Source organism: Evansella sp. AB-P1 (assembly GCF_029688925.1).
In the GTDB taxonomy this organism is placed as follows: domain Bacteria; phylum Bacillota; class Bacilli; order Bacillales; family Salisediminibacteriaceae; genus Evansella.
Genome location: NZ_JARUKY010000004.1, coordinates 200,664 through 220,361, shown reverse-complemented (window position 1 = coordinate 220,361; position 19,698 = coordinate 200,664). Strand labels below are relative to the sequence as shown.

The following is a 19,698-nucleotide window of genomic DNA, read 5'->3' as shown; positions in this document are numbered from 1 at the left end:
ACTAGTTTGATTATATGAGACATTCATATAAATGTCTAAAACAAACAAGTTTAATAGGGAATTGTTTTTCATATGAATGATTTTCATATATAGAAATTTGTTGAAAAAGACGAACATTATTTTCGCTTGAAGTGGAAGGCTGTGACTCTAGCGACGAGCACTTGCTTCACGAATAGGCATGAGTTGTCTTGACGTACTTAACAACAGAGCAATACTTGTAGAGGCAGAGACAGGACAATATGCTTTAGTAGTATACAAAATGTCTAGTGTGGAGATTGAAGCCGCGCCCGGAGCTAGGATGGTGACATTACGCCGTTGCCTACAGGACGTAGGCTGCTCTAAGGCGTAATTGGTCCGTCTGAAGCGGAGATCGAATTATATTTAAATTTTTTGTATAGTTGTTCGTGTTTTAGAATGAAATAGTGAATTATGAAATTGACTCATATAATGATTTTTTTCATTAGAAATAGTATTTTTCGGGATTGTTAAAAAATAATAATGTAGCAGAAGGGATGGCCTCATATGTATATGTACATTATTTATGGATTAATTTTACTTATAGCCGTAGTAGTTTTTTATGGGGCATGGTCTAGGAAGAAAATTTATAAAGAAGTAGATCGACTAGAACATGAAAAAATACAACTATTAAATGAACCTGTTACTGATGAGCTTTCAAGAATTAAATCATTAAAAATGTTAGGGGAAACAGAAGAACGCTTTGACCAATGGAGAAATAGCTGGGATGAAATTGTAACTATACAGCTCCCTGATATTGAAGAAAAGCTTTTTGATATTGAAGAGTTAGCCAATAAATATAGATTTAATAAATGCAAAAGGCTAATAAAATTTGTAGATGAAGAATTTTCAAATATAAAAGAACATCTACAAGAGATGTTAGAAGAAATTGATCAGCTTGTACATAGTGAAGAGCAAAATCGTCAAGATATACATGAAGTAAAGAACTTTTATCATGAAGTAAAAAAGCTATTATGGGCACATCGTGGAACACTTGGAGGAACAGGAATTACACTAGACAAACAAATGAAAGAAGTACAGGAATTATTTAATACGTTTGAAATAAAGACAGAAGAAGGGAATTATCTACAAGCTCGTGAAACTCTTCTGCAAGCTCGTAATCAGTTGGAAAGTTTAAACGAGTTGATACAACAAGTTCCTCAATTTTTAGTACAAATTGAAAAAGAAATCCCTAGACAAATAGAGGATTTAGAAAAAGGATTAAGTGAATTAGAAGAAGAAGGTTACTCCTTGGAGCACTTTACTTTTAAATTCCAAATAAAGGATATGAAACGGAGACTATTCGCAATTCTCCCTTTAGTTGAAAATTTAAAGCTAGAAGAAGTTGGAGAACCAATTGAAATTATCCAAAAGGAAATTGATGAAATTTATGAAAAGTTAGAATATGAAGTTATATCTAAGCAAATTGTTCTAAAAGAAATTCCAGAAATACAAGAAAGACTTGGAAATCTTCCATTTCAATTTAAAAAATTAAGAGATGATACAGAAACTGTCAAATTAAGCTATCGGTTATCTGAAGAAGATGATCGTAAGCAATTGAAGATGGAGAAAAAGTTAAAGGATCTATCAAATCAGTTCTCTGTTATTCTCGATGCTATAGAAGAAAATAAGCAAACCTATACTGCCTTGAGAGGGATAATACAAGATTTTAAAGCTTCAATTGAAGAACTTGAAAAAGAAATGCAAGATGTAAATGATCGATTAAATCATCTTAGAAAAGATGAAAGGACAGCGGCTGAGACTATTAGTGAGTTAAGAAATAAATTAATCTTTGGGCATAAAAAACTTAAGAAGAGCAATTTACCAGGAGTACCAGAATCGTTGTTAATTGAATTAGATGAGGCGGAAAAAAATATATACCAAGCGTCAGATAAATTGAATGAAATACCGTTGTCTATGGATGAGGTACTTGCAAAGGTAGATGATGCGACTCATCATGTAGAACGTTGTGTTGAAAAATTATTAACAATATTAGAAGAAGCAGCATTAGCAGAAAGTGTTATTCAATATGGAAATCGTTATCGTAGACAGTACGACAATATAAATATTAGTTTGTTACAGGCAGAGGATTATTTCAGAAATTATCAATACAAAGATGCCCTAGAAATTGCAGTTCAAGCTATCGAACCAGTTGATCCAGACGTTTTAGAAAAAGTATCAGTATTAACATCAGCACATCATTAAAATTTATGTAAGGAGAGTACCTTTGTTATGAGGCTAAAAGGCTTCTTTGTAATAATAGCTATATTTTTATGTATAAGTGTATGGACTGTTGCTTTCCATTTCATATTCCCATTAGAAAGTAAAGAACAATCGGAAACGATAATAAAGGAATTTGCAGAAGATCACTTGATTGATGAGGAAAGAGAATGGAATGTTTCACTTGATGATAAAATGATTGAACCAACAGAAGTTTTAGAAAGTATTGAAGAAACAGTTGTAGTAGAAGAAAACTCTTGGAATTTTGATGTAGAAAGTCTTGTAACGAGAGGGATAAGGTATGGAGAGCTTAGTTCAGTTGCTCCTGATCAGGTAATATCCATTGATGAGCTACTCTCAATCATCAATCAACATAATAACCATATTGATTAGAATAAAGGTTAAAGCCTTGTACCAAAGCATACTAAGTCAATTACAGCAAAAAATTTAAGAATGCAATAATAAAAGGAAGAGGTTGTCCCTTAAGTCAAAGACTTTAAGGACAACCTTTTTTTCTAACGTTGTCTAGGAGACAGGATGTCGATGATTTAACCTTTGCCCACAGGACGTGGGCGTTCTTAGGTTAAATTGAGGCGCCATCACCTCGTGTCAAATGTTCTGTCCGTATAAAAAGTAAAAAGCACTTTTTAACGGACAGAACATTTGCTTGTCGCCGGAGATAGGATGTCGACATTACGCCATTGCCTACAGGACGTAGGCTGTACTTAGGCGTAATTGGGGCGCCTTGCGCTTTTCTTATTGAATTGGAAATCTCATTGCTCTTCTTGAAATGAGACCACCAATTACTCCACCAATAATGGCTGGAATTAACCAAGCTAAGCCAATATTGGATAAAGGGAGAATCGAAAGGATTGGTTGAAAGGTTTCATTAAATGTTGCTGTCTGGCTTAACCCATCAGGAATACTTACTAAAGCTGTTCCTGTTACAGCACCTTTAAACACTAACGAGTTATGATTAAAATAGCCACTAAATATTGTTAAAATAATTAGTACAATCGCAATTGGATAGATCATAAACAGTACTGGTAACGAAAATTGTATAAGTTGTGTCAACCCCATGTTTGCCATAGAAAAGCTAAATAATGCTATAACTCCTGTAGTTATAGGGTATGGGATAGTGGGCATAACTCGTTGAATATATTCTCCGAATGCAGAAATTAAACCTACAGAAGTTGTTAGACATGCAATTGTAATAACAATGGATAATAAAATTAAACCTGAAAACCCTAATAGATGCTGAGAAACTCCAGATAATATTGCTCCACCATTTTCCTTATAACCAATAACATCCACACTTGTTGAACCTAAATAGGCTAAAGTTAAATAAACGAATGCTAATCCAATTCCAGCTATAAAGCTAACTTGAGTTGCCTTTTTAATTACTTCTCTATGTGTTGAGATTCCTCGTTCCTTCATTCGAGTAATAACAATAATACCAAATACTAAAGCTGCAATCGCATCCATCGTAAAATATCCTTCTTGAAATCCTTTAAAAAATGAATGCTGCTCGTAACCTCCGATTGGGTAATTTGGAGAACCCATTGGCTGAAGGATACCTACCAAAGCTAACAAAACGAGAATGGATACTAAAATAGGTGTTAATACCTTTCCAATTCTTCCTACAAGTTTTGAGGGATTTAAACTTAACCAATAACTAATACCAAAGAAGAAGAAAGTGAAAACTAATAAGGAAAAAGTGTTGGGTCCTCCAGTTAAATAGGGTAAAAGTCCAATTTCATATGCAACTGATCCTGTTCGTGGAATCCCAAAAAGTGGTCCGATAGCTAAATAAACAGCTAAGGGAAAGATAATAGCAAAGAAAGGACTTACTTTTTGAGAAATTTTTTGCAAATCTCCTCCGGATTTTGCAATTGCGATAATTGCTAGTATTGGTAAACCTACACCAGTAACTAAGAATCCAAACGTTGCAGTCCAAATAGCTGTTCCTGACTCTTGACCGAGTGCAGGAGGGAAAATTAGGTTACCAGCACCTAAAAAGAGTGCAAACATCATTAAACCAATCATAATCGTATCTTTTGTAGTATATTCATTGTTGTTCATCTAGGAAGGGCCTCCTTATTATTATGTAGTATTATTTTTCTTAAACAAATTATGTGGTCCAAAAAACAAGCCCAAAGTATTTTAACATATAGAAAGATTGATAACAGTGATAATTATGTGAAAATAATATTAATTGAGAAAAAACTTTTTAAATTTATGGCTATGTTGAAGGATAGTGTTGTTTTTAATAAGAATTTGATTTTTGCGGATCATGGGAGACTCCTGCGAGAAGAGCAATAGCTACGAGCACATGCTTCACGAATAAACTGCGAGTTGTCTCGGCGCATCAAACATTAGAGCAACACTAGCAGAGGAAGAGACAGAAGCCTATAGTAAGACTGTTCTTGCTTCCGAGGTAGCTGAGGCATTGCCCGCACAAGACAGGACGTCAGGATAACACCGTTGCCCACAGGACGTGGGCTGCTCTTAGGTGTAATTGGAGCATTGAGGAGCAAAAATTAACAATGAAGATTAACAGAGTCAAATATATAAATCCTGTTAGATATACTTTCAATGTGTTAAGATGAATTGTTGAAGTATTATAATAGTTGGAAAAAAGGGGTATTTTTATGATTTATTTTGATAATAGTGCTACTACAAAACCTTATAAAGAAGTAGTGGAAACATATATAAAAACTGCATCTGAATATTTTGGCAATCCATCCTCACTTCATCCATTAGGCAAAGCATCGGAACGTCTGTTAAATCAAGCGCGAGAGTTAGGTGCAACATATTTGAATGTATTACCAAAAGAAGTGTATTTTACCTCAGGAGGTACGGAAGGGAATAATATTGCAATTAAAGGGACTGCTCGTTTACATAAGTCTAGAGGGCGTCACTTAATCACGACCAACATTGAACACCCTTCCTCTCTAGAAGCGTTTCAGCAATTAGAGTCTGAAGGGTTTGAAGTAACATATTTAGAAGTAGATGAAAATGGTGTAATAACAACTAACCAAGTTGCGGCTGCAATAAAATCTAATACGATACTCGTTTCGATTATTCATGTAAATAATGAAGTGGGTTCAATATTACCTATTAACGGAATTGGACAACTGTTGACAAACTATCCAAAAATTTTATTTCATGTGGATCATGTTCAAGGGTTTGGTAAAGTTCCTCTACGTTTTTATGAAGATAAAGTTGATTTGTGTACCATTTCTGCCCACAAATTTCATGGCTTAAAAGGGAATGGAATTTTATATATTCGTGATGGAGTCCGAGTAGAACCGTTAATGTCTGGTGGCAAGCAGGAACGGGGAAATCGACCTGGAACGGAAAATGTTCCTGGGGTTGTTGCTATGATAAAGGCTCTTCGATTAAGCTTGCAGGCTTCAAAAAAGAATGTTGAATCAATGGAAAAAATGAACCGATGGATTGAAAAGGAATGTTTTGATTTAGATGGAGTTGTCATTAATTCCCCAACCATGAGAGCACCTCATATTTTAAATATGTCTGTTATAGGGGTAAAACCAGAGGTAGTTGTGCAAGCTTTAGCTGAAAAAGATATATATGTTTCTACAAAATCAGCTTGTTCCTCTAAACAATCAGAACCTAGTAAGGTTTTAGAGGCTATGGGCTTTGATAATGACCGATCATCCACATCCATAAGGCTCTCCTTTACTTATGAAAATACTATGGAAGAAGCGATGCTTTTTGTTCAAGCATTTTCATCAACTGTAGAAACATTAAAAAAGGTGGTAGAGAAGAAATGAAATATAATCACATATTAATTCGCTATGCGGAATTAGCATTAAAAGGAAAAAATAGAAAAGAGTTCGAAAAAAAACTACAGGATAATTTGAAATTTGCTCTTTACTCTTTCCCAGAGTCAAAAGTACAGCGAACCTTTGGCAGGATGTTTATTGAATTAAATGGTGAAGAGGAGAATCGAGTTTCTGAACGATTAAAGGATGTATTTGGAATTCATTCTTTTAGTCCTTCGTTAAAAATTGATTTGAACCAAGACGACATTAATGAAGCGGCTCTTTGGGCAGTTAGAGATGCTTTACCTAATGAATCTGGTACATTTAAAGTGACGGCTAAAAGGCCAAACAAAGCATATCCAATCAGGTCTCAACAATTAAATTATGACATTGGATCTCATATACTAAGAAATACATCTGGCTTGACAGTAGATGTTCATAATCCAGATGTAGAAGTAAAGGTAGAAGTGCGCCAAGAAGCAGCTTATATTATGTGTAAAACGATTAAAGGAGCAGGAGGCTTACCAATACGAACAGCCGGAAAAGTGTTATTAATGCTATCTGGTGGAATTGACAGTCCTGTGGCAGGATACTTTGCTTTAAAAAGAGGGGTGGAGCTAGAAGCAATTCATTTCCACAGTCCCCCTTTTACAAATGAAAGAGCAAAACAAAAGGTCATTGATTTAAGTCGTGTTCTAACAAAATTTGGTGGTAGTATGAAGCTACATATTATTCCTTTTACCGATGCACAACAAGCTATACATCAAAAGGTTCCTGATAAATATGAGATGACAATTATGCGTAGATTCATGTTACGAATTGCTGAAGCTGCTGCGAAGAAAAATGGAGCAATAGGAATTGTTAATGGGGAGAGTCTAGGACAGGTAGCTAGTCAAACATTAGATAGTATGTATACGATAAATGAAGTGACCAATATGCCTATTATAAGACCTTTAGTTACAATGGATAAATTAGATGTTATTAAGGTGGCTAAGGACATAGGAACATATGATTTATCCATTTTACCTTACGAGGATTGTTGTACAATTTTCCTTCCTCCTCAAACGAAAACAAAGCCTAATAGGGAGAAGGCAAATTTGTATGAAAAGGAATTAAATATAGAGTTATATGTGCAAGATGCAATAGAACGAATGGAAACGATAAAGATTACACCTAATTCGGAAGTAGATAAGGAATTTGAAGATCTTTTTTAACGTAGTTTCTCTGAATGATAATGTTAGTAAAAATTTCCATGAAAAAATTTAAATAAACATACATGTTATCACTTTAAGTACGCATTCTATGTGTACAAGGGAGGTGAAAAACATGGCGAACAACAATAGTTCTAACCAATTATTAGTCCCTGGTGTCCAGCAAGCGTTGGATCAAATGAAGTATGAAATTGCGCAAGAGTTTGGTGTTCAGCTTGGTCCAGATGCCACTTCTCGTGCTAATGGATCTGTAGGTGGAGAAATTACAAAACGTTTAGTGCAAATGGCTGAACAACAAATGGGTGGATCTCAATAAAAAAATAAGTGGAACATGAAGAGGTATCTTAAACAAGATATCTCTTCTTTTATTATGTCTTTAAACACCTGCATTGGTCAATAGAATGACACATGTTTTACAATAGGATTTTGTTTTTATAGAATAAAATAAAGTGGGAAAAAATGGAGGGGGATTCTGTGGGAACTTTATGGTTTGGAGGAAAAATTAGAACTTTACAACATAAAAAAGATATAAAAGAAGCTGTATTTGTGCAAGATGGAATTATAAAAGGGGTTGGAGAAAAATCAGACTTAGAAAATCAGTTTAAAAACAGTATTTTAGAATATAAAGATCTTAACGATGCTGTAATGTATCCTGGATTTGTTGATAGCCATTTACATATGCTTGGACATGGTGAAAAGTTGTTACGATTGGATTTGTCACATGTTGAAAGCATTGATCAGTTGAAGGCGGTATTGAAAAAAGCTTCTACTAACCTTTCACAAAATGATTGGTTAATTGGAGAAGGATTTAATGAAAATCTCTATCCTGATCAGAGAATCCCAGACCGACTACTTTTAGATGAAGTGACTACAGAACATCCAATAGTATTAACTCGTGTTTGTCGCCATGCATTAGTTACAAATTCATTTGGATTACAACTAGCGAATGTTGATGCTGAAACTCTAAATCCATCAGGAGGTGTAATAGTTAAAGATAGCTTTGGTGTTCCAACAGGTTATTTATTGGACCAGGCACAAGAATTAGTGAAAGGCATACTACCTAAACATGACTATTCATACTTAATGAGGGCATTAAAGACTTCACTACATGATTTATGGAGGCATGGATTTGTTGGAGGGCATACAGAGGATTTAAACTATTATGGAGATCCAGTTAGTACACTACAGACCTTTTACGATGTTATTGATGGAGAAAAAGTAAAATTTAGAGCAGACCTACTTATTCATCATGAAGTAGCACCGGAAATTATTGTTGAAAATAATAAATGTAAAAATAATCCATTCATAAATTTAAATTCTATAAAAATATTTGCTGATGGTGCTCTTGGAGGGAGAACAGCTTTATTAAAAGAACCTTACTGGGATGATCCATCGACAAATGGGGTAGCCATTCATTCTTATGAAACGTTATTAAAAATTGTAGAAAATGCACGTAAATTAAATATGCCGGTAGCAATTCATGTTATAGGGGATCTGGCATTAGAATATGCATTGGATGCTTTAGAAAAATTTCCTGTACAAAGTGGAAAACGAGATCGACTCATCCATTTACAGGTAACAAGTGTAGAGTTAATCAAACGGTTAAAAAGGTTACCTGTAGTATTAGATATACAGCCTCGTTTTGTTGCTTCTGACTTTCCTTGGGTAGAAGAAAGATTAGGGAAAGAAAGAACAAAGCATTCGTTTGCTTGGAAAACACTTACAGATGCCGGTTTAATATGTGCAGGTGGATCAGATGCCCCTATTGAGCCAATTGACCCTATGCTTGGATTACATGCTGCAGTAACACGTCGAAAGCCAAAAGAAAATCATGAAGGGTATAACCCTTCTGAAAAACTGTCTTTGTTCCAAGCATTGCGGTTGTTTACAGAAGGAAGTGCTATGGCTATTTGTAAAGAGAGGGAGAGAGGTCTCATAAAGGAAGGGTATTGTGCTGATTTTACCATTTTAGATAAAGACTTGTTTGAACTATCACCTGATGAATGGTTGAACGTAAATGTGGTCATGACAGTTGTTGATAACACAGTGATGTTTAAGAGAAATTCTAAATAAAATGCGCCTCATGATAGAGGCGCAAGTTCTTAAAGAAAGTTCCTTTTTACTTTGTGCATAAAGGAGTTGTCTTTCATTTTTACTGTTTTTATAACTTTATCTGATACTTTTACCCTTACTTCATGGGAATGACGAATACTTAAGGCTTCATTATCTACACCTATAATTGGGTGATCATTCCCATCTTGAACAATTTTTAGTACGAGCTCCCTATCGCTATTTAGTATTAGTGGTGAGCCTAATGTACGGTATTCATTATTGTTTAAGGAAGATATTTCAGTTAACTGCATACTTTCTAGTCTTGGATCGACGACTGCACCTCTTAATGATTTATTGTATGCTGTGCTTCCGGTAGGAGTTGAAACTACCATTCCATCTCCACGGAAAGTTTCAAAGTACAAATCATCAATAAATACATCAATTGCAAAGGTTTTGATAATATTTGAACGTATAGAACATTCATTTATACATTCAAACTTTTGGACTCCATCTACCGTAACTTCGAGTGTTGGATAACGAAGGACTTCAACAAAATTGCTTTGAAGAGCTGATTCAATCCTTTCAAAGTCATTTAAATTAAAATCTGTATAAAATCCAAGCTTTTTATCATTAAGTCCTACATAAAGGCATTCCTCTTGGAATCCAGTTTTTCTAATTGCTTGAAGAAAGGAACCATCTCCACCAATACTTGCAATAATGTTGGCTTCTTTCACATCACTGACAAGCTTGTACCCATACTTTCTGCCAATGTTTTTTAATTCTTCAATTTTTGGTTCTAATTCTTCAGATGGTTTGTAGTAAAGATAAACATTTTTTCTTTCTGTCATTGTGTTCTTCCTTTCGTAAAATACTAGGATAATTTTTTACAGAAGTTCGTTTCAATTAAGTGTTTCTTAATATAACTACATGTCTAGTGTTTCTCGATTTGTTCGTCAAATCCTGCTATAAATAGATAAAAAGTTGTACAGTTCACAAAATAGTAAAGAACGGAGGTATTCTTATGAACTCAAAACGATGGGTAGCAATCTTTATTGCAGTGGGGTTATTTTTAGTATCCAGTGCATTTACAATGTTTACAACCGTATTTTCCACAACTTGGGATGATTTATTCCAAGTTTCAGATCATGATTTTGAAGAAAAGATAATTGAAAGAGGAAATGGTAATGGAAAAATTGCTGTTGTCTCATTAAATGGTGTTATTGAAAGTGGTTATGACGTACCGAGCATTTTTTCGTCTGTAGGCTATAATCATAAAGAATTTTTACAGCAATTAGATTATGCAGCGAAAGATGGACAAGTGAGGGGAATAATTATTCATGTTAATACTCCAGGAGGTGGAGTGGTGGAAAGTAGTGAGATACACGATAAAATTGTTTCTATTCAAGAGGAATATAATAAACCAGTGTATATTTCAATGGGAAGTATGGCTGCAAGTGGTGGTTATTATATTGCAGCGCCTGCATCTGGAATATATGCAAATCCTCAAACATTAACTGGCTCAATTGGCGTCATAATGCAATCAATCAATGTTAGTCAATTAGCTGAAGATTTAGGGATTCAGGCAGAAGTTATTAAAAGTGGTCCTTATAAAGATATAATGTCAGCTACTCGAGAGATGACAGAAGATGAACGTGAAATCATGCAAATAATGATTGATGAATCGTATGAAAATTTTGTTGATGTTATTGAAGCTGGACGAGACTTGCCTCGATCAGAAATATATGAACTTGCTGATGGAAGAATATTTAGTGGAAGGCAAGCGTATGAGGCTGGATTAATAGACGGGTTAGGTCATTTACATGATGTTTATGACATAGTTAGAGAAGAACTAGGTCAGGGAAACTTAGAAATTGTTGAATATACCACATCTATAGGATTATCATCTTTGTTCTCTTACTCTATTCAAGAAATCTTATCAAATCAATCTGAACTTTTAGGATTGAGGGGTTGGCTTCAGCAAAACCAAGGACCAAAAATGATGTATTTGTATACAGATTGAGGTGAAAAATGACAATGCATGAGCAGGAACAAAGAAACGTAAAAAAAGTAGAGGTGGGAAGTGATGAACATGTAAGCTATGTTCCAGCTGGTTTTTGGATGAGGTTATGGGCTTATTTAATCGATCTATTGGTTGTTTCGAGCTTAAATGGAATAATTATAGTCCCTATTTTTGCCTTTACTAATTTGCATGATGCAACGATAGGATTTTATTCTATTGCCGGTATCTTCGGAGTAGCTTTAAGCTTTGCTTATTTTTCTGTCCTGACAAAGATATGGCAACAAACTATTGGTAAAAGGATAATGGGTGTTAAGGTTCAATCAGATCATGCATGTGAATTGACGTGGGGAGATGTATTAATTCGAGAGGTTGTTGGAAGGTATATTCATCAATCTATCTTTATAACAAATGCGTTATATTTAATTATTCCATTTCATGAAAGTAAAAAGGGAATTCATGACATGATAGCTGATACACTTGTCATTTTGGAACCAAGAAATAAATTAATTATTAAAAAACATAGTAAAGAGAAAATATAAGAATATTCTTTAGCCTGTTGGAGAAAATTTCTAACAGGCATAATTATTTCGTTGAGGAGGGATGTAATGAAATATTTTTTTTTACTTTTACTACTACCATTTATTGTTTTCTTGAAAATAAAGGTGAATGTTACATATATGCATAATGGCAAGGATGATAATTTGTCCCTCCGTTTTAAGGTATTGTTTTTTCGGTATACAGTGGAGGTTCCTGTACTTGCAATTGATGATGAAAGTCCATCAATTGTCTATAAAGAAGAAAGAAAAAGTGCTATTGGAGAAAAAGAAATTAATGAAAAGTTTACTTTACACCGCTTTTTAGATGACGTGAAACATTTTGAGAGATTTATCAAACATGTAGTTGGTTTTCACACAATCGTTCGAAAATTTATGAAAAACGTTTCGGTTAATGAATTTTATTGGGAAACACAAATGGGAGCAGGTGATGCTGCTTTAACTGGATCTTCCTCAGGAATCCTATGGGCCATTAAAGGAAATGCTATTGGTATAATGGCTAATTATATGAAGCTAAAAACAGAACCTAAAATAAAAATTGATCCTCAATTTCAACAAATGGTGTTAAAAACTGCATTTAAATGCATGGTTTCCTTTCGAATCGGACATGCTATCCTTGCAGGAATAAAGGTTCTACGTCATTGGAAAAAGGGTAGAACATTGTTCAAAAAAAGCATGGATCAATCATCTGGGAGGGATTTAAATGTCTGATCATCCTATTCAAGGACTAATGAAAACAGCAATGGAAAATTTAAAGGAAATGGTAGATGTTAATACGATTGTTGGTGACCCTGTTGAGACCCCTGATGGAAGTGTGATTCTTCCAATTTCAAAGGTAGGTTTTGGCTTTGCAGCCGGAGGTAGTGAGTTTATTCTAGAAAGTTCGCCAAAAACAGCTACTGAATCAGAAAAAAAGCACCCATTTGGTGGAGGTAGCGGTGGTGGTGTTTCCATTACCCCTATTGCCTTTCTCGTAGTGAGTAGTCAAGGAGTGAAAATGGTTCATTTAGATCAAAGTACTCATTTATACGAAAAGCTTCTAGAATTTACCCCACAGGTAGTAGATAAGATTCAACAGATTTTACAATCAAACCAAAATAATAATAATCAAAACCAAACTCAACAGTCACCAGATGTTAACATTAAAGTTGATCCAGAAATTTAAAGAAAAGAGAAACCCCTTATTCATGGTTTCACCACGGATAAGGGGTTTTTAATATTTTTATAGGAAAAAATATTTAAATATGAGCATATCACTGTTTATATGACTAGCCAATGTGGTATTTTATGTATGTATTCAATTTTAAATAGGAGGAGATTTACATATGGCTGAAGTAACATTTAAAGGAAATCCAGTGAAGTTAATTGGCTCTCAGGTAAAGGTTGGAGATGCAGCGCCACAATTTAAAGTGTTAGCAAATGACCTTTCTGAGGTGACTTTGGACGATTCAAAAGGAAAGGTAAGATTAATTTCCGTTGTACCATCTATTGATACTGGCGTATGTGAACAACAAACTCGTCGATTTAATGAAGAGGCTTCTAAATTAGATAATGTAGAGGTATTAACAATTAGTGTAGACTTACCTTTTGCTCAGAAGCGTTGGTGTGCTGCTGAAGGTATTGATAATCTACAAACATTATCTGACCACCGTGATTTATCATTTGGTACAAACTATGGAGTAGCTATTGAAGAACTGCGTTTATTAAGTCGTTCTATTTTTGTTGTAGATTCTTCTGATAAGGTTACTTATGTAGAGTATGTTCCAGAGGTAACAGACCATCCAAATTATGATGCTGCACTTGAAGCTGCTAGAAACGCAAACTAATATTAGCTTGTGAATTTTATATTAAAAAAGAAAGGCATCCTAATGATGCTTTTCTTTTTTTAAAAGATAAAGTTTAAAATTTTCACTCTACGTAAGGATGTCGATATTACAACGTTGCCTACAGGGCTTAGGCAGTTCTTAGGCGTATTTGGGGCGCCTTGCGCTTTTCTTATTTGGTTCTCCTGAAAATTTCATTTGTAAAAATACGCGGTATAAAAGCAAATTGAAGTATCGACAAAAATAACTATTTTCATACCTCATGGTGCAAACTTCACTTGCATCGGGGTCTACCCTGAAAATAAGATAGAAGCCACCAATGTTCCCGCAAATGGAGTGAAAGAAGAAATGCGGGATGAATGAAGACGATATTCTTCCTACAAACGGCGGAAGATCACAAATGAGGGAAGGGAGTATACCTTAGAAAGAGTATTTTCATCCCACATGGTGCAAGCCTTCACTTGCATCGGCGGTCTACCCTGAAAATACGAAGGTTCTTGACGTCCGCAAAGCAGTGAAAAATCCAAATACGGTACTCAAAAAGCGTTCCAGAAGCCCGGAAAGTTGGAAAATCATGAAATGCAAAGCCCAAGAAGCATTCTAGACAACTACATATCTGCAAAACCATAAGATGCGATTGCAGAGAAAGAACATTTTCATCCTCCATGGTGAAATTCACACTTGCATGAGTGGTCTACCCTGAAAATACGCGGTATAAAAGCAAAATGAAGTATTGACAAAAATGATTATTTTCATACCTCATGGTGCAAACTTACACTTGCATTGGGGTCTACCCTGAAAATACGAATGATTCTGGAGTGAAAGGCAGCGACTCAATCGACGAAACTTCAAATCGACTACCCGTTGTCTCGACGGATGAAGATACAGAGCAACACTATACATAGGTAGATAATAAAGTGGCACTACAACTGGTAATTCTAAAAATTCATGATGATAGTGAAGAAGAAGGCTGAACCATCAAGTTCCTGCGCATTGTTGATTTGCAGGTTCATTGGTATCCACTCTATGAACCTGCAAATTTGCTTTTTCCCTTTTGCAGGCTTATTGGCGACCTTCTATACGCCTGCAAACCTTCTTTTCCTTTTTGCAGGCTTATTGGCTCGCTTCTATACGCCTGCAAACCTTCTTTTCCCTTTTGCAGGCTTATTGGCTCGCTTCTATACGCCTGCAAACCTTCTTTTCCTTTTTGCAGGCTTATTGGCGACCTTCTATGGACCTGCAAAACTCCTTTTTCTCTTTTGCAGGCTTATTGGCGACCTTCTATGTGCCTGCAAATTTACTTTTCCCCCCACTGTTCCTGTAAATGTTGTTTTTCCTATTGCGGGAACAGTGGCCGACTCTTTCTTTCGTCTACCCTGAAAATAAGTGTTATCAAACTTATCAGTATTAACAAAAAAGGGCAGGTTAATCATTCGTTCCAATTGGATTAAAATTAATTTTCATCCTCCATGGTGCAAATTTTAACTTGCATCGGCGGTCTACCCTGAAAATAAAAACAGTTCAGTAGTGAATGGTGACGACTCCAGTAGGATCAGTACGAGTCCGAAAATCCCCTACCACTTACTGAGTAAGTGGTAGGAAGTTGAGGCCGTTCCCCACGGAAAGCGTTCACCAGTAACGAATGAACCAACCTGATGTATAATTTTCATCCTTCATGGTGCAAGCCTTCACTTGCATCGGCGGTCTACCCTGAAAATACGAAAGTTCTTGACGTCCGGAAAGCAATGAAAAACACAAATGCGGGATGAATGAAGCCGATATTCTTCCCGCAAACGGTATGAGATTGGAAATGCGGGAAGGTAGTATACTTTAGAAAGAACATTTTCATCCCCCATGGTGCAAATCTCCACTTGCATGGGCCGGTCTACCATGAAAATAGCTGATATCGAACTTATAATTATTAACAAGTAAAGGTTAAGTTAATCATTCGTTGCATCCCACTTCGCTTTCACCACAAGGGTATAAGTGCGACATCTGCTCTGTTTCACTACGTTCGCAATCGCAGTGTCTTCTTTACCGCGTGCAACGCCTCAACTTCACACTTCGCACAACTCGGGATCTTCACCTGTTGCTGTTCCCACTGGAGTCTCGTGTGATTCCACTCATTCCAATTGGATTAAATAATTTTCATCCTCCATGGTGCAAATTCCTCTTGCATAGGAAGTCTACCCCTTTGTTTTTATTTCCGCTATGTTTTATGTGTTTTTATGTTTATCTAGTGTTTAATTTTGTTACAATAGTAAATTAGGGTTACATATAGGAGTATTATCGAGGAGTGGAGAAAATGGGAGAGAAAACAGTCAGTATATTTGAAATTTTAGATGAAGGAACAGATATTTTAAAAGAGGAATTAAACATCCCTTATTTAGATGCATTAGCTGAGTTAGGTGATATGTTATTTCAGAAAGAAATAATTCATCCACTTAAACATACTACAACAGAAAAAATGCAAGAATGGAAAGCATTCTTAATGAGTGATAATAAAATTTCGCCAGAAGAATTTCGTAAAGCATTTCAACTAGCTGTGTTAAAAGGTATGAGGTCAGCAACTCAACCACACCATGAGATGACACCAGATGCAGTTAGCCTTTTTATTGGTTATTTAGTAAATAAAATAATTAGTTATGAAAAGAAAGAAGAAGCTTCTGTTATATTAGATCCAGCAGTAGGTGCCGGAAATTTATTAACTGCGGTCATGAATCAGTTAAATACAAGTGTCCATGGAATTGGTGCGGAAGCAGATGAAACCTTACTTCGATTATGTTACGTAAATGCAAATTTTCAAAAGCATACTGTTGATCTATTTCATCAAGATAGTATTGCTACTCCTTTTGTAAAAAATGTTGATGCAATTATTTCAGATTTGCCTGTTGGATTTTATCCGAATGACGCCATTGCAAATAATTTTGAACTTCATACAGAAGAAGGACATTCTTTTGTACACCATTTACTTATTGAACAAAGCATACTTCATGTAAAACCTGGAGGATTTCTTTTCTTTGTAGTTCCAAATTTTATTTTTGAATCTGATCAAGCTAGTTCATTGCATGAATACTTAAAAAAAGAAGGTATAATATATTCTTTTATGCAACTGCCAAAATCAATGTTTAAAAATGAGCAGTGGGGAAAAAGTATTCTTATAATAAGAAAAAGGAAAGAAGGAATAAATGAACCTAAGCAAGCGTTGTTAGTGGAATTACCTTCTTTTTCCAATGAAATAGCTCTTCGAGATATTATGCAACGTATTTCCACTTGGTTTGAGGATCACTTAAAAAAAATTATATAGGACAACCTAGAGGGAAGAGTAAAGGATGGTTCTGTTCTTCCACTTCTTGGGTTGCAATAGTGTCAATACTCGAGACAACTTGAATTTAATCGCGATCTTTAGTTTCATATCTGTTGCTTATCTTGCAGGAGTCGTCGCCTTTCACTCATGAAGCCATTTAATTTAATGGTAGCTTTATGTGAAAAATAGAGTTCACTAAAATTTCATATTTATGATAATAAAAGAATTTATATCTGTTTGAATACAGCTAAAGGATATGATAGAAACACATTCCTACAAATTTTAACTGATTCTGTTTTAGTTTCTGTGTTATAGTTTTTCATTTAAATTATGTGAAACAGATGTTGCAATTCCTTATATAGAGTGGTTTAATTATTAATGGCTTATTATTGCAACAGTTTTATCTCAAGATTTTTTCTAACTAAAATAATTTAGAAAGTACAAAAAGATAAAACAAGAAAATATATGAATTGTTATGACTTCAATTATTTAGTTTTAAAATGGAACGAAGGAGCGGTAAAAGAATGTCAAAAATTATGGCGATTAATGCAGGGAGTTCTTCTTTAAAATTTCAGCTTTTAGAAATGCCAGAAGAAACAATTGTGACTAAAGGAATTGTTGAAAGAATTGGATTAAGTGACTCAGTTTTTACGATCGAAGTTAATGGAGAAAAAAAGAAAGACGTTTTAGACCTTGAAGACCATTCACAAGCAGTTAAACTTCTATTAGATAAGCTTACAACCTATGGAATTATCGAATCATTAAATGAAATTGATGGGATTGGTCATCGAGTAGTACACGGTGGAGAAAAGTTTAATGACTCGGTTTTAATTAATGAAGATGTAATTAAAGGAATTGAGGAAGTGTCAGAATTAGCTCCTTTACACAATCCAGCAAACCTTGTTGGAATTCGTGCTTTCCAAGAAGTATTACCAAATGTTCCTGAAGTAGCAGTCTTTGATACAGCTTTCCATCAAACAATGCCAAAGGGTTCATATTTATATAGCTTACCTTATGAGTACTATGAAAATTATGGTATTCGTAAATATGGTTTCCACGGGACTTCTCATAAGTATGTCACAGAACGTGCAGCGGAAATTTTAGGTAGACCAGTGGAGCACCTTCGTCTTATATCTTGTCACTTAGGAAATGGTGCAAGTATTGCCGCAATTGAAGGTGGAAAATCGATTGATACTTCTATGGGGTTCACACCACTTGCTGGTGTAACCATGGGTACACGTTCAGGAAACATTGATCCAGCATTAATCCCATACATTATGGAAAAAGCAGACTTAAGTGCAGAAGAAGTTATTTCTGTATTAAATAAGAAAAGTGGTATGTTAGCACTATCTGGATTTTCTAGTGATTTACGCGACATTGAATCTCAAGCTATTGAAGGAAATGAACGTGCAGAATTAGCTCTTGAAGTATTTACATCTCGTATTCATAAATATATTGGATCTTATGCAGCAAGAATGCACGGTTTAGATGCTGTTATTTTCACTGCAGGAATTGGTGAGAACAGCAGTACCATTCGTGAAAAAGTTATGCAAGGATTAGAATTTATGGGGATTTATTGGGATCCAGCCCTTAATAAAGTAAGAGGAGAAGAAGCATTTTTGAATTATCCTCATTCTCCAGTAAAAGTTCTCGTTATACCTACAAATGAAGAGGTAATGATTGCGAGAGATACTGTTCGATTAACTTAATAATTTGATTTAAACTACCTGAGCTATAAATTTCAGGTAGTTTTTTGTATAAGTAAGGTTTATTAAAGCGGATAGGTGAATATCTAATAATAAGGCATCATTTAATGAGGAATATCAAAAGGGGAGAGGGTTCATGTCTTTGACAGAACGGGAGAAAGAAATTTGGGATGATTTAAAACAATGGGAGGATAACCAATTTTCAAATCAAGGGACGGATTTTTCCTCTACGTACCAGAAGATGGTCCATTCTGGTTTTCGCATCTTTGGTGGAAAATGGTCAAGTAAACTATTGACGAAGCTAGATGATATATTGTTCCAATTACAAGTAATTATTCAACAAGGAACTTTTGATGTTGAGGCGAAAGAAAAATTATTTTGTCAAGCAAGGATTTTCCGATCAGATATTCATCATATTGAGGACATGAAGAAATTAACCATTGACCAATTACGCTTTATAGCAAGAAAACAATTAGCGAAGCAACGTATAACAGCATTAACACAAGGTGGATTAACAGGCTTAGGTGGATTCCTGTTTACATTAAGTGATTTACCTTTAATGTTAGCTATTAATTTAAGAACGACACAACTAATGGCATTAACGTACGGTTATGATCTGAGAAAGCCATACGAAATGATGCTAGTGTTAAAATTATTTCATACAATTTCGTTACCTAGCTCTTTACAAAAGGAATCTTGGGATTATTTGCAAAGAGAAGTAAAAGGCATAAAAGGTGATTGGATATTTTATGAGGGGGAAGAAGATATATTAAGTGAAGCATGGATGCAAAGACCATTAAATAATATCTTTAAATTAATTTTACTGTCTATATTACGAAAAAAAGTCATTAATGGAATACCAATTATAGGAATAGCAACTGGAGCTGCATTTAATTATCAATTTTCAAATCATATTGCTGAATGCTCTCATCGCTTTTATCAAAAGAGATGGTTGCTTGATAAACAGGAGGAATAAAAAAATGGGATACAGATGTTGGTACT

The 19,698-nt window shown here is 34.9% G+C and carries 17 protein-coding genes; 15 read left to right on the top strand and 2 right to left on the bottom strand.

What is annotated here, in order from left to right; translation table 11 throughout:
- Positions 1–522: 522 nt before the first annotated feature.
- Together ezrA and QA612_RS05875 are read left to right on the top strand one after the other, a co-directional pair.
- Positions 523–2,220, top strand: a complete 1,698-nt coding sequence (gene ezrA / locus QA612_RS05880) for a septation ring formation regulator EzrA (RefSeq protein ID WP_278282840.1) — start codon at positions 523–525, stop codon at positions 2,218–2,220.
- A 27-nt stretch (positions 2,221–2,247) separates the two neighbouring features.
- On the top strand, positions 2,248–2,628 hold the full coding sequence (locus QA612_RS05875; protein ID WP_278282839.1) for a hypothetical protein: 381 nt from the start codon (positions 2,248–2,250) through the stop codon (positions 2,626–2,628).
- A gap of 363 nt (positions 2,629–2,991) precedes the next feature.
- On the opposite strand, the gene brnQ is transcribed toward QA612_RS05875, so the two are convergent.
- The gene (gene brnQ, locus QA612_RS05870; protein ID WP_278282838.1) at positions 2,992–4,317 is read right to left on the bottom strand and encodes a branched-chain amino acid transport system II carrier protein; all 1,326 of its coding nucleotides are present in this window, start codon (positions 4,315–4,317) and stop codon (positions 2,992–2,994) included.
- Between the two features lie 569 nt (positions 4,318–4,886).
- Here brnQ and QA612_RS05865 point away from each other — a divergent pair.
- From QA612_RS05865 to QA612_RS05850, 4 genes are all read left to right on the top strand, one after another.
- Positions 4,887–6,032 (top strand): cysteine desulfurase family protein, encoded by a 1,146-nt coding sequence (locus tag QA612_RS05865; RefSeq protein WP_278282837.1) that lies wholly within the window; start codon positions 4,887–4,889, stop codon positions 6,030–6,032.
- Positions 6,029–7,237, top strand: a complete 1,209-nt coding sequence (gene thiI, locus QA612_RS05860) for a tRNA uracil 4-sulfurtransferase ThiI (RefSeq protein WP_278282836.1) — start codon at positions 6,029–6,031, stop codon at positions 7,235–7,237. The genes QA612_RS05865 and thiI overlap by 4 nt, the downstream gene beginning before the upstream one ends.
- Positions 7,238–7,349: 112 nt before the next feature.
- A complete protein-coding gene (locus QA612_RS05855; RefSeq protein WP_278282835.1) occupies positions 7,350–7,550 on the top strand; it encodes an alpha/beta-type small acid-soluble spore protein in 201 nt (66 codons plus the stop codon).
- A 158-nt stretch (positions 7,551–7,708) separates the two neighbouring features.
- Positions 7,709–9,307 (top strand): amidohydrolase, encoded by a 1,599-nt coding sequence (locus tag QA612_RS05850; RefSeq protein ID WP_278282834.1) that lies wholly within the window; start codon positions 7,709–7,711, stop codon positions 9,305–9,307.
- 29 nt (positions 9,308–9,336) lie between these two features.
- On the opposite strand, the gene QA612_RS05845 is transcribed toward QA612_RS05850, so the two are convergent.
- Entirely contained in the window at positions 9,337–10,134 is a 798-nt protein-coding gene (locus QA612_RS05845) for an NAD kinase (RefSeq protein WP_278282833.1), read from the bottom strand.
- Positions 10,135–10,307: 173 nt separating this feature from the next.
- Between QA612_RS05845 and sppA the strand changes: the two genes are divergently transcribed.
- The 9 genes from sppA (at position 10,308) to QA612_RS05800 (ending at position 19,672) form a co-directional block, all read left to right on the top strand.
- Positions 10,308–11,306, top strand: a complete 999-nt coding sequence (gene sppA, locus QA612_RS05840) for a signal peptide peptidase SppA (RefSeq protein WP_278282832.1) — start codon at positions 10,308–10,310, stop codon at positions 11,304–11,306.
- Positions 11,307–11,314: 8 nt separating this feature from the next.
- Positions 11,315–11,845: an RDD family protein gene (locus tag QA612_RS05835; RefSeq protein ID WP_278282831.1), complete on the top strand. Its 531-nt coding sequence runs from the start codon at positions 11,315–11,317 to the stop codon at positions 11,843–11,845.
- Positions 11,846–11,911: 66 nt separating this feature from the next.
- Positions 11,912–12,571: a DUF2953 domain-containing protein gene (locus QA612_RS05830; protein WP_278282830.1), complete on the top strand. Its 660-nt coding sequence runs from the start codon at positions 11,912–11,914 to the stop codon at positions 12,569–12,571.
- A complete protein-coding gene (gene ytfJ / locus QA612_RS05825; protein ID WP_278282829.1) occupies positions 12,564–13,025 on the top strand; it encodes a GerW family sporulation protein in 462 nt (153 codons plus the stop codon). The genes QA612_RS05830 and ytfJ overlap by 8 nt, the downstream gene beginning before the upstream one ends.
- Positions 13,026–13,185: 160 nt before the next feature.
- On the top strand, positions 13,186–13,686 hold the full coding sequence (tpx, locus tag QA612_RS05820) for a thiol peroxidase (protein WP_278282828.1): 501 nt from the start codon (positions 13,186–13,188) through the stop codon (positions 13,684–13,686).
- Positions 13,687–14,631: 945 nt separating this feature from the next.
- On the top strand, positions 14,632–15,063 hold the full coding sequence (locus tag QA612_RS05815) for a hypothetical protein (protein ID WP_278282827.1): 432 nt from the start codon (positions 14,632–14,634) through the stop codon (positions 15,061–15,063).
- A gap of 925 nt (positions 15,064–15,988) precedes the next feature.
- The gene (locus tag QA612_RS05810; protein ID WP_278282826.1) at positions 15,989–16,990 is read left to right on the top strand and encodes a class I SAM-dependent methyltransferase; all 1,002 of its coding nucleotides are present in this window, start codon (positions 15,989–15,991) and stop codon (positions 16,988–16,990) included.
- Between the two features lie 524 nt (positions 16,991–17,514).
- Positions 17,515–18,699 carry an acetate kinase gene (locus tag QA612_RS05805; protein ID WP_278282825.1) on the top strand — a complete coding sequence of 395 codons (1,185 nt, stop codon included), beginning with the start codon at positions 17,515–17,517 and terminating at the stop codon, positions 18,697–18,699.
- Positions 18,700–18,832: 133 nt separating this feature from the next.
- Positions 18,833–19,672, top strand: coding sequence for an EcsC family protein (locus QA612_RS05800; RefSeq protein ID WP_278282824.1), 840 nt, complete (start codon positions 18,833–18,835; stop codon positions 19,670–19,672).
- Positions 19,673–19,698: the final 26 nt, after the last annotated feature.

Coding starts and splice junctions, on each gene's coding strand:
- ytfJ (WP_278282829.1), top strand. CDS start 12,564: ATGTCTGATCATCCTATTCAAGGACTAATGAAAACAGCAATGGAAAAT.
- QA612_RS05815 (WP_278282827.1), top strand. CDS start 14,632: ATGATGATAGTGAAGAAGAAGGCTGAACCATCAAGTTCCTGCGCATTG.
- QA612_RS05865 (WP_278282837.1), top strand. CDS start 4,887: ATGATTTATTTTGATAATAGTGCTACTACAAAACCTTATAAAGAAGTA.
- QA612_RS05830 (WP_278282830.1), top strand. CDS start 11,912: ATGAAATATTTTTTTTTACTTTTACTACTACCATTTATTGTTTTCTTG.
- QA612_RS05800 (WP_278282824.1), top strand. CDS start 18,833: ATGTCTTTGACAGAACGGGAGAAAGAAATTTGGGATGATTTAAAACAA.
- QA612_RS05875 (WP_278282839.1), top strand. CDS start 2,248: ATGAGGCTAAAAGGCTTCTTTGTAATAATAGCTATATTTTTATGTATA.
- QA612_RS05805 (WP_278282825.1), top strand. CDS start 17,515: ATGTCAAAAATTATGGCGATTAATGCAGGGAGTTCTTCTTTAAAATTT.
- thiI (WP_278282836.1), top strand. CDS start 6,029: ATGAAATATAATCACATATTAATTCGCTATGCGGAATTAGCATTAAAA.
- brnQ (WP_278282838.1), bottom strand. CDS start 4,317: ATGAACAACAATGAATATACTACAAAAGATACGATTATGATTGGTTTA.
- QA612_RS05835 (WP_278282831.1), top strand. CDS start 11,315: ATGACAATGCATGAGCAGGAACAAAGAAACGTAAAAAAAGTAGAGGTG.
- tpx (WP_278282828.1), top strand. CDS start 13,186: ATGGCTGAAGTAACATTTAAAGGAAATCCAGTGAAGTTAATTGGCTCT.
- QA612_RS05845 (WP_278282833.1), bottom strand. CDS start 10,134: ATGACAGAAAGAAAAAATGTTTATCTTTACTACAAACCATCTGAAGAA.
- sppA (WP_278282832.1), top strand. CDS start 10,308: ATGAACTCAAAACGATGGGTAGCAATCTTTATTGCAGTGGGGTTATTT.
- QA612_RS05810 (WP_278282826.1), top strand. CDS start 15,989: ATGGGAGAGAAAACAGTCAGTATATTTGAAATTTTAGATGAAGGAACA.
- ezrA (WP_278282840.1), top strand. CDS start 523: ATGTATATGTACATTATTTATGGATTAATTTTACTTATAGCCGTAGTA.
- QA612_RS05855 (WP_278282835.1), top strand. CDS start 7,350: ATGGCGAACAACAATAGTTCTAACCAATTATTAGTCCCTGGTGTCCAG.